Consider the following 15,503-nt stretch of genomic DNA (forward strand, 5'->3'; position numbering starts at 1 on the left):
TAGACAGGAGGGATTTTACTGGAGAAAGAAAATCATATCGAAAAGTTAAAAGAAACCCGATTAGCTTATGGTATTTCACAAAGCCGTCTGGCAAGTGGTACAGGCATTACAAGGCAATATCTAAGCAATATTGAAACAGGAAAAGTATCACCGTCAAAAGAACTTGAGCAGTCGCTTCTTGAAACCTTGGAGCGTTTTAATCCCAATGCTCCCCTTGAGCTTATTTTCGACTATATAAGAATTCGCTTTCCGACAACAAAGGTTAGATACGTCATAGAACATATCCTGCGACTAAAGCTGTCCTATTTTCTTCATGAGGATTACGGATTTTACTCTTATTCAGAGCATTACGCTTTAGGGGATATATTTGTCCTCTGCTCACAGGAGCTTAACAAGGGTATTCTAGTAGAGCTAAAGGGGCGTGGGTGCAGGCAGTTTGAAGCCTATCTATTGGCACAGGAGCGAAGCTGGTACGAATTTTTCATGGACGCTTTATCGGCTGGCGGTGTGATGAAAAGACTGGATTTAGCCATCAATGACCGAACCGGCATTTTGAATATTCCTCTGCTTACCGAAAAATGCAGGCAGGAAGAATGTATTTCCGTCTTTCGCAGTTTCAAAAGCTACCGAAGCGGAGAACTGGTACGTAAAGATGAAAAGGAATGTATGGGAAATACGCTTTATATCGGTTCTCTTCAAAGTGAGGTTTACTTTTGTATCTATGAAAAGGATTATGAGCAGTACAAGAAAAATCATATTCCCATCAGTGAAGCAGAAGTGAAAAACCGATTTGAAATCCGTCTGAAAAATGAGCGTGCCTATTATGCCGTTCGTGACCTGCTTGTCTTTGACAATCCGGAACAGACCGCCTTTAAGATTATCAACCGCTATATCCGCTTTGTGGACAGGGACGATAACAGACCACGCTGTGACTGGAAATTAAATGATGAGTGGGCTTGGTTTATCGGCAATCACCGTGAAAGATTAAAGCTGACGACAAAGCCAGAACCCTATACCTATGAACGCACGCTGAACTGGCTGGCTCGTCAGGTAGCCCCGACCTTAAAGGTGGCACTAAAGCTGGACGAAATCAACCAGACACAGACGGTAAATACTCTGCTTGAGCATGCAAAGCTGACAGATAAGCACAGGCAGATTCTTAAACAACAGTCAGCAAATATCAAAGACGTAATCGTTTAGTATGATTACATTTTCAAAACAAACTTATTTTTTATCAGAGAGGAGAATATTGTAATGAACTTTGGACAAAATCTTTATAACTGGTTTTTATCAAACGCACAATCACTGGTGCTTTTAGCTATTGTTGTGATTGGCTTGTATCTTGGCTTTAAGCGTGAATTTTCCAAACTTATCGGCTTTCTTATCATTGCGATTATCGCAGTGGGACTGGTATTTAACGCAGCCGGTGTCAAGGATATTTTATTGGAGTTATTCAATAAAATCATCGGAGCTTAGAAAGGGTGTGAAGAAATGGACGATATGCAGGTATATATTGCCAACCTCGGTAAGTACAATGAAGGAGAACTCGTGGGGGCTTGGTTTAAGCTCCCCGTGGATTTTGAAGAAGTCAGAGAAAAAATCGGCTTGAATGATGAGTATGAGGAGTATGCCATTCATGATTACGAACTTCCTTTTGACATTGACGAATATACCCCTCTTGAGGAACTTAACCGTCTTTATGAGCTTGTATGTGACCTGCCAGAAGATTTGCAGTCAGAGCTTTCCGCTCTGCTTACGCATTTTTCAAGCATTGAGGAACTAAGCGAACATCAGGACGATATTATCCTGCATTCCGGCTGTGATGATATGGCAGATGTGGCACGTTATTACATTGAGGAAACGGGAATGCTTGGTGAAGTGCCGGCAAATTTACAAAACTATATTGATTATGAATCCTTTGGTCATGACTTGGAGCTTTCAGGAACTTTTATCCATACAAGCCGTGGGATTTTTGAAATCATCTACTGATGTCTGCCAATATCAACATTAATGGCAGATATTTTTATTTAAGGGGGTAGTTTTCGGACTATCCCTTTTCTATGAAAGGATAACAGAAATGAAAAAAATACGAAGCTACACAAATATCTGGTCGGTGGAAAAGGTACTTTATTCTATCAATGATTTTAAGTTGCCTTTTCCCATCACCTTTACGCAAATGACATGGTTTGTAGTGTCTGTATTTGCAGTCATAATCTTTGGAAATTTACCGCCATTATCTTTGATTGATGGGGCATTTCTAAAATATTTTGGAATCCCTGTCATCTTGACTTGGTTTATGAGCCAGAAAACATTCGACGGGAAAAAGCCTTACGGATTTTTGAAGTCGGTATTTTCCTTTTGGTTCAGACCAAAGCTGACCTATGCAGGTAAAACCATACAGCTAAGAAAAAGCAATATACAGGAAGCAATTACAGCAGTTAGGAGTGAATATGATGAAATATCCAATTAAATATATTGAAAATAATCTGGTCTGGAATCATGACGGGGAATGCTTTGCCTACTATGAACTTCTTCCCTACAACTATTCTTTTCTAAGCCCGGAGCAGAAATTACAGGTGCATGATTCTTTCAAACAGCTTATCGCACAAAATCGTGACGGGAAAATTCACGCTCTGCAAATCAGTACCGAATCAAGCATACGCTCCGTTCAGGGACGTTCCAAAAAGGAAGCGGTCGGAAAATTAAAAGAAGTTGCCGAAAAAAGAATTGATGAGCAGACAGAGGCTCTGATTTCCATGATTGGAGAAAATCAGGTGGACTACCGCTTTTATATAGGATTCAAGCTCCTTTCCGGCGAACAGGATTTATCTGTCAAAGGATTTACAAAAGAAGCTAAGAATGCGGCTTTGGATTTTATCTATGATGTCAACCACTATCTGATGGGCGATTTCGTCAGTATGAATAATGATGAAATTCTCCGTTACTCAAAAATGGAAAAATTGCTTTCAAACAAGATTTCCAGAAGATTCAAAATCCGACCGTTAAACAAAGATGATTTTGGTTACCTTATAGAGCATATTTACGGACAGACCGGTATTGCCTATGAAGATTACACCTACCATCTTTCAAAGAAAAAGACAGATGGAGAAACGCTGATTAAATACTATGACCTCATCAAGCCTACCCGTTGCCTGATAGAAGAAAAGCAAAGGTATTTGAAGATTGAGCAGGAAGAAAGAGAAGTCTATGTAGCTTACTTTACTATCAACAGCGTTGTCGGAGAGCTGGATTTTCCGTCAAGTGAAATTTTCTACTACCAGCAACAGCAATTCACCTTTCCGATTGATACCTCAATGAATGTTGAAATTGTAGCTAATAAAAAGGCTTTGGGGACAGTCAGAAATAAGAAAAAGGAGTTGAAAGATTTAGATAACCACGCTTGGCAAAATGACAATGAAACTAGCTCCAATGTTGCCGACGCTTTAGAAAGTGTAAGTGAGTTGGAAAGTAATTTAGACCAAAGCAAGGAATCCATGTATAAGCTCTCTTATGTGGTAAGAGTATCCGCTGATGATATTGATGAGTTGAAAAGACGTTGTGATGAAGTGAAAGATTTTTATGATGATTTAAGTGTAAAGCTGGTGCGACCGTTTGGCGATATGATTGGCTTACAGGGGGAATTTCTGCCAGCCGGCAAACGCTATATGAATGACTATATCCAGTATGTGACTTCGGATTTTCTTGCCGGACTTGGCTTTGGAGCAACACAAATGCTTGGTGAAAAAGACGGAATTTATGTCGGCTACAGTCTGGATACAGGAAGAAATGTTTATCTGAAACCGGCTCTTGCTTCACAGGGGGTAAAAGGCTCTGTAACCAATGCCTTAGCTTCTGCTTTTGTCGGCTCTCTTGGTGGTGGAAAATCCTTTGCGAATAACATGATTGTCTATTATGCGGTACTTTTCGGGGCACAGGCTCTTATCGTTGACCCGAAAGCGGAGCGTGGAAATTGGAAAGAAACCCTGCCTGAAATTGCTCATGAAATAAATATTGTCAATCTGACATCAGAAAGGAAAAACATGGGACTGCTTGACCCTTATGTGATTATGAAAAATCCAAAGGATTCAGAATCTCTTGCGATTGACATTTTGACCTTTTTAACAGGAATTTCTTCCCGTGATTCCGACCGCTTCCCTGTCCTTAGAAAAGCTATCCGTGCCGTAACAAATAGTGAAGAAAGGGGCTTATTAAAGGTCATTGAGGAATTGAGAGTTGAAGGAAGTACCACAGCCATCAGTATTGCAGAGCATATTGAAAGTTTTACCGACTATGATTTTGCCCATCTTCTCTTTAGCGACGGCGAAGTGAAACAATCCATCAGCTTGGAAGAACAGCTAAATATCATACAGGTTGCAGATTTGGTGCTTCCGGATAAGGAAACGGATTTTGAAGAATATACCACAATGGAGTTGTTATCCGTGGCAATGCTTATTGTTATCAGTACCTTTGCCTTGGACTTTATCCATACGGATAGAAGTGTTTTTAAGATTGTGGACTTGGACGAAGCATGGAGCTTTTTGCAGGTAGCTCAAGGCAAGACCCTGTCTATGAAATTAGTGCGTGCCGGTCGTGCCATGAATGCAGGTGTGTATTTCGTGACACAAAATACAGATGACCTTTTAGATGAAAAACTCAAAAACAATCTGGGATTAAAATTTGCTTTTCGCTCCACAGATATCAATGAGATAAAAAAGACTTTGGAATTTTTTGGTGTTGACCCCGAAGATGAAGTGCGACACGAAGTTGCATAATGAATTGCTGTAATAAACAGATACTCTATCCATTTGGAGTAATCCTACCATAGACCGCTTAACTGGTAACGGTTTCGTTGGTGAGCCTATGGGACAATACAGAAAATCTAACAGCCTAAGTTGGACGTACTGTTAGGATAAGAGTGCTATGGTGAACGTAAAGTGATTCATCGTAAGAGTCGTTACAGGGAATAAGTGAAATAAGGCTGATATACTTACACCAAAATGGTGCAGAGGTGGTTGTTGGAACTTTCAGCTTCTAACAACAAATGGACGAAAATCCTCTCGGCTCAAAGATGGCACCTAAGGCATTCATAATTATTCATTATGTAGAACGTGGTAAGCCCTATATGTTCCTTTTATAACAAAAGGTATGAAACTCGTAAGAGTAACAAAAGACATAGAGGGTAGGGGAAAAGATAAAAAGCGAAAGGTACTGCTGTAATGGCGGTGCATAGGGGTTCAAAATTTGCCCTGACTCGAAAGAGTGCAGACTTATCTTAGGTATTTTATGACAAGAAATGGAGGTAAACCTATGAAAGGTAATAATTCAACGACAGCGAAAGCTGAGAGATTGCCAAACAACAAAGAGCTTTCATATCAATGGAAAACTATTGACTGGAAGAAAGCTGAAAAAGAAGTGAATAGGCTACAAGTCAGGATTGTCAAGGCAACAATGGAAAAGAACTATTTCACAGTAAAAAGACTTCAACATTTACTGACACATTCATTTTATGCGAAAGCTATTGCCGTAAGACGTGTAACAACGAATAAGGGCAAGAAAACAGCGGGAGTAGATAAACAATTGTGGACTACACCTGCAATGAAAATGAAAGCAATGCTTTCATTAACGGATAAAGGCTATAAAGCCAAACCATTAAGACGTGTCTATATCGATAAGAAAAACAAGAAAAAGAAACGCCCTCTTGGTATTCCAACAATGTATGATAGAGCAATGCAAGCATTATATGCACTTGCGTTAGAACCGGTGGCAGAAGCAACTGCTGATACTAAATCATTCGGATTTAGAAAAAGTAGATGCTGTCAAGATGCTTGCGAGTGGATTTTTCACGCACTATCAAGGAAAACAAGCCCTAAATGGATACTTGAAGGCGATATAAAAGGCTGTTTTGATAACATAAGCCACGACTGGCTTATTGAAAATATTCCTATGGATAAGTCAATATTAAAACAGTTTTTAAAGGCTGGATTTATTTTTAAAGGGGAACTATTTCCTACAGAAGATGGAACGCCACAAGGTGGAGTAATTTCTCCAATCTTAGCAAATATGGCACTCGATGGAATGCAAAAAGTCTTATCTGACAAATTTCACACAAATAGGTTAGGAAAAATAGACCTAAGATTAAAAAATGTTCATAAAGTGAACTTAGTAAGATACGCTGATGATTTTATTGTTACAGCAGCAACTAAGGAAATCGCAGAAGAAGCAAAAGAACTAATTAAGAATTTCTTAACTGAAAGAGGATTAGAATTATCAGAAGAAAAAACTATTATTACACATATTGATGATGGATTTGATATGCTTGGTTGGAATTTCCGTAAATATAAGGGAAAACTAATTGTAAAGCCATCAAAGAAATCTATTCAAACAGTTGTAAGGAGTTTATCTGATACAATACTAAGACGAGGAAAAGCGTGGAATCAAGATGTGTTAATTATGAAGTTAAATCAACAAATCAGAGGGTGGACAAATTACCATCAATCAGTATGTGCAAGCGAAGCATTTGCTCACTTAGACTATATACTGTATGAATTACTATGGAGATGGGCAAAAAGAAGACACCCTAAGAAAGGCAAATGGTGGATATCTACAAGATATTGGCATAGAAAAGGAAGTCGTAACTGGGTTTTCAGTACGGACAAACACGAGCTTATACGAGTAGACCATACACCAATAGTAAGACACACAAAAATCAAACTTTCAGCCAATCCATACCTTGATACAGAATATTTTACAGAACGAAAATTTAATCAAGGAATGAAACGTCTTTCGGGTCGTTTTAAAATAATATGGAGAAATCAAAAAGGCTGTTGTTATCACTGTGGAATGCCACTTGAGGTTGCGGAAAATAGAGAGATATTCTTTAAAGTTCCAAAAGCTGATGGTGGAAAAGAGGAAGTGACAAACATGGCGTATGTACATGCTGATTGTCAACGAATATACATTGAAAGCCGCTCGAAAGAGTTATAAAATGCTTGAGCCGTATGAGGGGAAACTCTCACGTACGGTTCTTAGAGGAGAAAGCGGTAGTAATACCGCTGACTCACTCGACTATAACCAAAAACGTCTGCGTAACTTGGAAAACGGTCAATGTCTTATAAGTGATTTATATGGGCGTGTTGGAGTGATACAGTTTCACCCTGTATTTGAAGAACTGCTACATGCCTTTGATACCAGACCGCCTGCAAGAATCGAGGTGTAAGCATGGAACAAAAAAAGGACTTAACAAAAATACTCAAATGGATTGGTAAAGTCATACTGACAGCAGGTGCAATTATTATCATCAGCTTACTATTCCTATCTATGGTTGGAACGGTAGCACATGCCGCAGGATTGGTTGATGATACGGTAAACACAGCAAACGAGTACAGCAAATACCCACTATCAAACTACCAGCTTGATTTTTATGTAGATAACTCTTGGGATTGGTTGCCGTGGAACTGGATTGATGGAATTGGAAAACAGGTCATGTATGGACTATATGCGATTACCAATTTTATCTGGACAATCAGCCTGTATATTTCAAATGCCACTGGTTATCTGGTCAAAGAAGCCTATTCTCTGGATTTTATTTCTTCCACAGCGAACGCTATCGGAAAAAATATGCAAACTTTAGCCGGTGTTACTTCAAGTGGCTTATCATCAGAGGGATTCTATGTGGGTTTTCTTTTGATTTTCATTCTGATACTTGGTATCTATGTCACCTATACGGGACTTATCAAAAAGGAAACAACAAAAGCGATTCATGCGATTGTAAACTTTGTACTGGTATTTATCCTGTCCGCTTCATTCATTGCCTATGCTCCGGATTATATTACAAAAATCAATGACTTTTCATCGGACATCAGCAATGCCAGCTTATCACTGGGTACGAAAATTACCTTGCCGGATTCCGAAGCAAAAGGAAAAGACAGTGTGGATTTAATCAGGGACAGTCTGTTTTCCATTCAGGTCAAACAGCCTTGGCTGCTGCTCCAATACGGAACAACAGATATGGATAGTCTTGGAGCTGACCGTGTGGAAAACCTTTTGTCTACCAGTCCTGATTCCAATAATGGTGAGGATAGGGAAAAAATTATCAAAGAAGAAATTGAGGATAATAACAACACCAACATGACCATCACAAAGACAATCAGCAGGTTGGGAACGGTGTTTTTTCTGTTCCTCTTTAATATCGGCATTTCTATCTTTGTCTTTCTTCTGACCGGCATTATGATTTTTTCACAGATACTTTTTATCATCTATGCCATGTTTTTGCCCGTCAGCTTCCTGCTTAGCATGATACCGACCTTTGACGGTATGAGCAAAAGAGCCATTACAAAGCTCTTTAATACTATTTTGACCCGTGCAGGAATTACGTTAATTATCACGGTTGCCTTTAGCATTTCGACTATGCTATATACGCTGTCTGCCGGTTATCCGTTTTTTATGATTGCCTTTTTACAGATAGTGACCTTTGCCGGAATTTACTTTAAGCTGGGCGATTTGATGAGCCTGTTTTCTCTGCAAAGCAATGATTCACAAGGTGTCGGAAGCCGTATGATGAGAAAACCTCGTATGCTTATGCACGCACAAATGCACCGTCTGCAAAGAACACTAGGACGCTCTATGACTGCTTTTGGCGTAGGTTCTGCGGTTGCCGGTAAAAGAAACAGGGATACAGATGGCTCGGTACATTCTCCAAAAACACAGACCGACCACAGCAGACCGCAAAGCAAACAGGCTACTTCACTTGGAGCAAGGCTTGGACAAAGTGTCGGAACAGTAGCGGATACGAAAGATACGATAGCAGAATCTGTCAGCCAATTCAAAGAGCAGGTCGCTGACCTGCCGACAAACGCAAGATATACCATCTTTCAAGGGAAAAACAAAATCAGAGAAAATCTGAATGATTTTACCGGTGGTATCTCTAAAGCAAGAATAGACAGAGCAAACAAGCGTAAGCAGGAGCAAAAAGCAAGACGACAGACCATTGCCGACCGTCGTTTGGAAATGGAAATGGCAAAAATAGAGAAAAGACCTGTTTCATCTGTCCATGAAAGACCAACGACAGCACAAAAGCAAACTGTTCAAGGGCGAGAGTTGCAAAAATCCGTAAGAAAACCTCAATCAACAAATGTACAGGGGCGAACCATACAAAAGTCAGAGAAATCAAGAGAAAATCCACCACAATTTAGAATGACAAGAAAATCTCCTATTATTCAAAGAACGCAGACTGTGAATATTAAAAGCAGACCGTTAAAATCCGCCAGAATAAAAAAAGACCAAGGTAAGCCGTCATGAAATTAAAACATCTTCTCATCGGCTTTTCCGGTTTTTTCGTGTTTATCTTCTCTCTGCTCTTGTTTATCACAATCTTAGTTTCTGATGAACAGGACAGCGAATTTGGGAACGGTCAATTTGGCGGTGCGACCGTTTCTAAAGAGGTTTTGGCACACAAGCCAATGGTAGATAAATACGCAAAAGAATATGGCGTCAGTGAATATGTAAATGTATTGCTTGCCATTATACAGGTGGAATCCGGTGGTACGGTAAAGGACGTTATGCAGTCATCGGAATCGCTGGGACTTCCCCCGAACTCTTTGGATACGGAAAGCTCTATCAAACAAGGGGTAAAATATTTCAGTGAGCTTCTGGCAAGCAGTAAGCGTTTAGACGTGGATTTTGATTGTGTCATTCAATCCTATAACTATGGCGGTGGCTTCTTGGATTATGTTGCCCGTCGTGGGAAAAAATACAGTTTTGAACTGGCTCAAAGTTTTGCAAAGGAACATTCAGGCGGTACAAGGGTGAGCTATTCCAATCCTATTGCCATCTCCATCAACGGGGGCTGGCGATACAATTATGGAAATATGTTCTATGTGGCTTTGGTCAAACAGTACCTTGTAACAGCTAAATTTGATGATAAAACCACACAAGCGATTATGAATGAAGCTCTCAAATATGAGGGCTGGAAGTATGTATATGGCGGAGCTTCTCCCACTACTTCTTTTGACTGTTCGGGACTGGTGCAATGGTGTTATGGAAAAGCCGGTATTTCTTTGCCAAGAACCGCACAGGCACAGTATGACGCCACCCAACATATCTCATTATCGGACGCACAGGCAGGAGATTTGATATTCTTCCATTCTACCTATAATGCAGGAACATATATTACTCATGTCGGAATCTATATCGGAAATAACCGCATGTATCATGCCGGCGACCCGATAGGCTACACCGACCTGACAAGTTCCTACTGGAGGCAACATTTCGCAGGAGCAGGACGAATCAAACGATAAGAAAGGAATAAAAACATGAAATTCATCAATCATAAAAAAGATAAGAAACAGCTTTTAAAAACCAAGAAGCCCCGTATTCATAAGGTGAATCCTCGAAGAAAAATAGTGATTGCATTGTGGATACTCTTAGGAATCAGCTTTGGCTTTGCGGTATTTAAGCATTTCACAGCAATAGATACCCATACCATTCACGAAACCAAAATCATAGAAAAGGAATATATGGATACCCATAATGTAGAAAACTTTGTAGAGAAATTTGCAAAATTCTATTACTCATGGGAGCAAAACAGCTTCTCAATTGATAACCGAAACAAAACACTAAAAAACTATCTGACAGAAGAACTGCAAGCTCTTAACAATGACACAGTGCGAAAGGATATACCTGTATCTTCCGTACTTCAAGACTTTCAGATATGGGTGGTCAAAGATACCGGTAATAATACCTTTGATGTGACATACAGTGTAGAACAGCTTATTACAGAGGGAGAAAGCAAGAAAAATGTGCAATCCTCTTATTTTGTAAGTGTCTATGTGGACGCTTCCGGAAATATGGTGATAATCAAAAATCCTACCATCACCAGCACACCGGCAAAATCTTCCTATCAACCAAAGATGTTGGACAGTGACGGTACAGTTGATTCCGTTACCACAAATGAGATAAAAGACTTCTTAACTACATTTTTCAAGCTCTATCCTACCGCTACGCAAAAGGAATTGTCCTATTATGTAGAGGATGGAATCTTAAATCCGGTCGGTAAAGAGTATATTTTTCAGGAACTTGTCAATCCAATTTATAATCGCAGGGAAAATCAGATTACGGTATCTTTAGCGGTCAAATATCTTGACCCACAGACCAAGGCGACACAGGTTTCACAGTTCAGCCTGACGCTTGAAAAGAATGAGGGAAATTGGAAGATTGTGAAGTAAGTAGTCTTTAGAGTATCTATGTGTCAATCATTTTTGATTGGCACATGGACTACTTATTTTTACTTTTTTTGACAAAATCATATTCTAGTGATAGAATATATATAAAGAAAATAAATATCAAAGGAGGAAGTTGCCCATGGCTTATGACTTTAAAAAAGAATTTAAGGAGTTTTATCCAACTAAGACAAATCCGATGATTGTTAAGATTCCCAAAATGAATTTTTTAGCAGTTCGAGGTAAAGGAAATCCTAATGAGGAAGGTAGCCAGTATAAGCAAGCCATTAACTTACTTTACCCACTTGCCTATACTATCAAAATGAGTAAAAATACAGATTACCGAATGAATGGCTACTTTGATTTTGTTGTGCCACCATTAGAAGGTTTTTGGTGGCAGGAAGGTATTAAAGGTGTTGATTTTGAACGTAAAAGCGATTTTCGATTTATCTCTCTCCTTCGTCTGCCGGATTTCGTAAGTAAAGAAAATTTTGACTGGGCTATCCAGCAAGCGACAACTAAGAAAAAAATGGATTTTTCCAACGTGGAATACTTTACTTATGACGAAGGTCTATGTGTTCAATGTTTGCATGTCGGTTCTTATAATGATGAGCCTATAACAGTTGAACGAATGCATGCTTATATGGAAAATGAAGGCTATCAACTGGATATTACAGATGAACGTATGCACCATGAAATCTATATCAGCGATTTTCGTAAAACAGAGCCTGCCAAACTGAAAACTATTCTCAGACATCCGATTAAAAAGAAATAGGGAGAATAAAAAATGGTTATCAAGACATCATTAACAGAGGAGTTAATCCTCGGTATATTGGCAGAGCAACCGCATCATGGCTATCAGATTGAAAAACTTATTGTTGATAGAGGCATGAGAAAATGGACAGACGTAGGTTTTTCTTCAATTTATTATGTACTTGAAAAATTGGAGAAGAAAGGTCTGGCAAAGAGTGTACCGGCAAAGGGAAAAGATAAAAAAGAGTACAGCATTACAAAGCTGGGATTAACAGTTTTGATTGAAAAAACACGTCAGCGTTTAGTAGAACGACAGCCGACGAACTCACATTTTATGACTGCATTGGCAAATAGTCAGAATATGTCCTCTAAAGAATTATTGCAGGCTCTTATGAAACGAAAATATATTTTGAAAAAGGATTTGCAAGTTTTGAAGAATCAACAAGCAGGAGGACAATGTCTGCCAAGGTCTGCCAGACAGTTATTCAGTTTGGGTCTGACCATGCTTCAAGCAGAGCTAAATTGGTTAGAGTCCGAAATTCAAACTTTACAATCACAATGAAATCCAAAAAAATTTCAGAGGAGATGGTATATGAAGTTAGATATAAAACCGTTCATAGGACAGCACTGTGAATCTACCGCAACAGGAACTCTCTTGAATCAGCTTGGTGTTGAATTAAGTGAGCCGATGTTATTTGGTTTGGGAGAAGGTCTGGGATTTACTCTTTGGAATATGAAATCCATGAATATGCCGTTTATAGGCGGGAGAATTAAACCTGATTTATTAACACAAAATATCACAAAAAATTTAGGATTAAAACTTGATGTGAAGGAAACTTCTTCAAAAGATAAAGCATGGAAATCCGTCAAGGGATTGTTGGATAGAGGTAAGGCAGTTGGTCTGAAATTAGATTGCTATCACTTGGAATATTTTACTAATCCAATTCACTTTGTGGGACACTATGTCGCTATAATCGGATACGATGATAAAAATGCTTTTTTAGTGGATACTGCTCAACAAGGGTGTGAAGTAAGCAGTTCTTTAGAGAGTTTAGAGCAGGCAAGAAGTGAAAAAGGTTCTATGTCATCTAAAAACTTGTTTTATACAATTGAAAAAGAAACAGAAGTATTACCCATAAAAACGGCTGTTTTAACTGCAATACACAATAATGCAGTAACATATTTAAACCCGCCGATAAAGAATCTGACATATAAGGGCATTTATAAAGCAAGTGATGAAATCATCAGGTGGTTTGACAGTTCAAAGAGTATTGAAGAAGATTTTAAAATGACTGCTATGTTAATGGAAAAGGCAGGAACAGGTGGAGCAATATTTAGAAATCTATATCGTGATTTTCTAAAAGAAGCCTTTGACTTAACAAATAATGATAATATTAAAGTGGCTTACTTAACCTTTGTGGAGATTGCTAAGAATTGGGAAGAAGTTATTGCTCTATTTAAAAAAGTATCTGATACCAAAAACAGAAACTATATTTTAGAAGCTTCAAAAAAGATGAAAGAAATCTCGGTACAAGAAAAGGAAGCTATGCAGATATTAGAAAATGTGTACAGCTATAAATAAAGAAAGCATTGACGGATGGGTTGAAAAGTATTTTTATAAAATTCCAAGGAGAATTCATGGAGGTAATAATTGAATGCGACAGAATGGGTATTGTGTCCTATATGCAAAAGTAAAACTCGAATAAAACTACGAAAAGATACTGAATTAAAAAATTTTCCTCTTTATTGTCCTAAGTGTAAATTAGAAACTTTAGTCAATATAAAAGAATTAAAAGTAACCATAATTAAAGAGCCAGACGCAAAGACGCAGAGCCGATAATGTAAGATATAAAATCTTATGTTGTCGGCTCTTTTGTATAGGAGAATTGCTATGAAAAAAATATATTACAAGCCGATTTTACACGGCGATTATTTGCAAGGGTGACACACCACCATCTACACAAAATAATTCTCCGTGGTTTTTCGCTTTTCCCAATAATATAATTAACACTGCCAAGACACATGAACAGAGAGCAATCTGTTTGTGTGTTTTTTATTTATCTGAAAAGTTTTTGACCGGCAATGCAACAAATCCCCCTTTCACGTCGGGACTAAGAGTGAAAGGAGGCAAAGGAGCAAAACTCACTTCCTTTCAATCCAGAGAAAGGAGGTGAGAACATGAAACTATCATCTTTTCAGGCAACGATAGAAAATCAGTTTGACTATATCTGCAAACGAGCTATGGAAGATGAACGAAAAGACTATTTCAAACAGCTTTCCAGACTTGCAAAGCATGAAGTGTCCTTTTCGGAAATTGGCGATTATCTTGTTAGCCAGTTTGCAACAGCAGACAGTTATTCAACGGATTTTCAGATTTTCACACTGAACGGCATATCCATTGGTATTGAGAATGACCTGCTAAGCGAAGCACTGCGGAATTTACCAAGCAATAAACGGAATATTCTGCTCCTGTTCTATTTTATGGATATGAGCGATTCAGAAATTGCTGACATGCTGAAACTTAACCGTTCCACTGTTTACCGACACAGAACCAGCGGACTTGCCATGATGAAAAAGTTTATGGAGGAATTTGAAGAATGAAAAAGAATTATTCTCTTGTTCCCTTTCCTCTCATTGTAAAGGCTACTGACGGCAATGCGGAAGCAATCAATCAGATTATCCGGCACTATCGGGGATATATGACAAAACGCTCCCTGCGTCTGATGAAAGATGAATACGGAAATCAAAGCATGGTTGTTGATGAGGTTTTGCGTGGACGAATGGAAACAAGACTGATTACAAAGATTTTGTCATTTGAAATCAAGTGACACACGCTCTCTTTTCGTGGAAGCGTGATGATGTTTCTGTTTCCACGCTTCCCGACTGGAGAGGTTTGTTATTCTGCCAAAGCATATATCCTTTTATATGTTTTTGCAGGCGAATAAGCCCCTATGTTCTTTGAAAACTGAATAAAGCGGTTAAATACGTTGCGGTAAGAAGCGAGCTGATGGAACCGATACGCCATGACCTGTCAGAAATGACAGCGAGCGATTCCTACCGGCATTCCATAAATCATCATTAGCAAGATGATTGCCATGACTTTCTTATTGACATAATGATACTCCCGTATAGTCACAGTCCGAGCGTTAGAAGCGTCGCAGGCAATGAGTACGGCTACATGAGAACCATGCAGGGGTGAGATTCCCGTGAGCCTTGCTAAGGCTGTTTGACTGCTTGTAAAACAAAATTTGAAAGGAGGACTGATTTCATGAATCAAGTTGATGTTCCAATCTGGGAACGCTACACGCTGACGATTGAAGAAGCTGCTAAATATTTCCGTATCGGTGAAAATAAACTACGTCGTTTAGCAGAGGAAAATAAAAATGCAAGCTGGCTGATTATGAACGGAAACAGGATTCAGATTAAGCGAAAACAATTTGAAAAAGTAATAGATACATTAGATGTCATATAGTGTAAGGGTCTTGAATATGTATGGTATAATAGTATTAAGTCGTATCAAGGCTCTTTCCATAC

At 38.8% G+C, this 15,503-nt stretch carries 14 protein-coding genes and 3 pseudogenes; all 17 read left to right on the top strand.

What is annotated here, in order from left to right; translation table 11 throughout:
• Positions 1–36 precede the first annotated feature (36 nt).
• The 17 genes and pseudogenes from mobT (at position 37) to VJI93_RS02360 (ending at position 15,441) form a co-directional block, all read left to right on the top strand.
• Positions 37–1,200: a MobT family relaxase gene (gene mobT, locus VJI93_RS02285; protein WP_442953993.1), complete on the top strand. Its 1,164-nt coding sequence runs from the start codon at positions 37–39 to the stop codon at positions 1,198–1,200.
• 54 nt (positions 1,201–1,254) lie between these two features.
• On the top strand, positions 1,255–1,476 hold the full coding sequence (locus VJI93_RS02290; protein WP_006906978.1) for a hypothetical protein: 222 nt from the start codon (positions 1,255–1,257) through the stop codon (positions 1,474–1,476).
• Positions 1,477–1,491: 15 nt separating this feature from the next.
• The gene (locus VJI93_RS02295) at positions 1,492–1,989 is read left to right on the top strand and encodes an antirestriction protein ArdA (protein ID WP_323998955.1); all 498 of its coding nucleotides are present in this window, start codon (positions 1,492–1,494) and stop codon (positions 1,987–1,989) included.
• A gap of 88 nt (positions 1,990–2,077) precedes the next feature.
• The gene (locus tag VJI93_RS02300; protein ID WP_314882202.1) at positions 2,078–2,470 is read left to right on the top strand and encodes a conjugal transfer protein; all 393 of its coding nucleotides are present in this window, start codon (positions 2,078–2,080) and stop codon (positions 2,468–2,470) included.
• Positions 2,454–4,751: pseudogene (locus VJI93_RS02305) on the top strand (ATP-binding protein); the annotation flags it as partial. The gene VJI93_RS02300 and the pseudogene VJI93_RS02305, both read left to right, overlap by 17 nt.
• Positions 4,752–5,259: 508 nt before the next feature.
• Positions 5,260–6,984 carry a group II intron reverse transcriptase/maturase gene (ltrA, locus tag VJI93_RS02310; protein ID WP_323998959.1) on the top strand — a complete coding sequence of 575 codons (1,725 nt, stop codon included), beginning with the start codon at positions 5,260–5,262 and terminating at the stop codon, positions 6,982–6,984.
• A gap of 85 nt (positions 6,985–7,069) precedes the next feature.
• Positions 7,070–7,216 (top strand): annotated as a pseudogene (locus tag VJI93_RS09375) (ATP-binding protein); the annotation flags it as partial.
• Positions 7,217–7,218: 2 nt separating this feature from the next.
• Positions 7,219–9,162 (top strand): annotated as a pseudogene (locus tag VJI93_RS02315) (FUSC family protein); the annotation flags it as partial.
• Between the two features lie 131 nt (positions 9,163–9,293).
• Positions 9,294–10,295: a bifunctional lytic transglycosylase/C40 family peptidase gene (locus VJI93_RS02320; protein WP_323998961.1), complete on the top strand. Its 1,002-nt coding sequence runs from the start codon at positions 9,294–9,296 to the stop codon at positions 10,293–10,295.
• Between the two features lie 15 nt (positions 10,296–10,310).
• Positions 10,311–11,222 carry a conjugal transfer protein gene (locus tag VJI93_RS02325; RefSeq protein WP_323998962.1) on the top strand — a complete coding sequence of 304 codons (912 nt, stop codon included), beginning with the start codon at positions 10,311–10,313 and terminating at the stop codon, positions 11,220–11,222.
• 136 nt (positions 11,223–11,358) lie between these two features.
• A complete protein-coding gene (locus VJI93_RS02330) occupies positions 11,359–11,991 on the top strand; it encodes a GyrI-like domain-containing protein (protein ID WP_323998963.1) in 633 nt (210 codons plus the stop codon).
• 12 nt (positions 11,992–12,003) lie between these two features.
• Positions 12,004–12,531, top strand: a complete 528-nt coding sequence (locus VJI93_RS02335) for a PadR family transcriptional regulator (protein WP_323998965.1) — start codon at positions 12,004–12,006, stop codon at positions 12,529–12,531.
• Positions 12,532–12,561: 30 nt separating this feature from the next.
• Positions 12,562–13,551, top strand: coding sequence for a BtrH N-terminal domain-containing protein (locus VJI93_RS02340; protein WP_323998967.1), 990 nt, complete (start codon positions 12,562–12,564; stop codon positions 13,549–13,551).
• 90 nt (positions 13,552–13,641) lie between these two features.
• A complete protein-coding gene (locus VJI93_RS02345; protein WP_323999119.1) occupies positions 13,642–13,809 on the top strand; it encodes a cysteine-rich KTR domain-containing protein in 168 nt (55 codons plus the stop codon).
• Between the two features lie 338 nt (positions 13,810–14,147).
• On the top strand, positions 14,148–14,570 hold the full coding sequence (locus VJI93_RS02350; RefSeq protein ID WP_323998969.1) for an RNA polymerase sigma factor: 423 nt from the start codon (positions 14,148–14,150) through the stop codon (positions 14,568–14,570).
• Positions 14,567–14,797 (top strand): helix-turn-helix domain-containing protein, encoded by a 231-nt coding sequence (locus tag VJI93_RS02355; protein WP_106083821.1) that lies wholly within the window; start codon positions 14,567–14,569, stop codon positions 14,795–14,797. The genes VJI93_RS02350 and VJI93_RS02355 overlap by 4 nt, the downstream gene beginning before the upstream one ends.
• A gap of 440 nt (positions 14,798–15,237) precedes the next feature.
• Positions 15,238–15,441: an excisionase gene (locus VJI93_RS02360; RefSeq protein ID WP_323998970.1), complete on the top strand. Its 204-nt coding sequence runs from the start codon at positions 15,238–15,240 to the stop codon at positions 15,439–15,441.
• Positions 15,442–15,503 lie beyond the last annotated feature (62 nt).

It is taken from the genome of Parvimonas sp. M20, assembly GCF_035282425.1.
Classification (GTDB): Bacteria; Bacillota; Clostridia; order Tissierellales; family Peptoniphilaceae; genus Parvimonas.

What these genes read in the sequence shown, in the direction of transcription:
- VJI93_RS02325 (WP_323998962.1), top strand. Translation starts at nt 10,311, where the DNA reads ATGAAATTCATCAATCATAAAAAAGATAAGAAACAGCTTTTAAAAACC.
- VJI93_RS02340 (WP_323998967.1), top strand. Translation starts at nt 12,562, where the DNA reads ATGAAGTTAGATATAAAACCGTTCATAGGACAGCACTGTGAATCTACC.
- VJI93_RS02360 (WP_323998970.1), top strand. Translation starts at nt 15,238, where the DNA reads ATGAATCAAGTTGATGTTCCAATCTGGGAACGCTACACGCTGACGATT.
- VJI93_RS02320 (WP_323998961.1), top strand. Translation starts at nt 9,294, where the DNA reads ATGAAATTAAAACATCTTCTCATCGGCTTTTCCGGTTTTTTCGTGTTT.
- VJI93_RS02295 (WP_323998955.1), top strand. Translation starts at nt 1,492, where the DNA reads ATGGACGATATGCAGGTATATATTGCCAACCTCGGTAAGTACAATGAA.
- VJI93_RS02355 (WP_106083821.1), top strand. Translation starts at nt 14,567, where the DNA reads ATGAAAAAGAATTATTCTCTTGTTCCCTTTCCTCTCATTGTAAAGGCT.
- VJI93_RS02335 (WP_323998965.1), top strand. Translation starts at nt 12,004, where the DNA reads ATGGTTATCAAGACATCATTAACAGAGGAGTTAATCCTCGGTATATTG.
- VJI93_RS02350 (WP_323998969.1), top strand. Translation starts at nt 14,148, where the DNA reads ATGAAACTATCATCTTTTCAGGCAACGATAGAAAATCAGTTTGACTAT.
- VJI93_RS02300 (WP_314882202.1), top strand. Translation starts at nt 2,078, where the DNA reads ATGAAAAAAATACGAAGCTACACAAATATCTGGTCGGTGGAAAAGGTA.
- VJI93_RS02330 (WP_323998963.1), top strand. Translation starts at nt 11,359, where the DNA reads ATGGCTTATGACTTTAAAAAAGAATTTAAGGAGTTTTATCCAACTAAG.
- VJI93_RS02290 (WP_006906978.1), top strand. Translation starts at nt 1,255, where the DNA reads ATGAACTTTGGACAAAATCTTTATAACTGGTTTTTATCAAACGCACAA.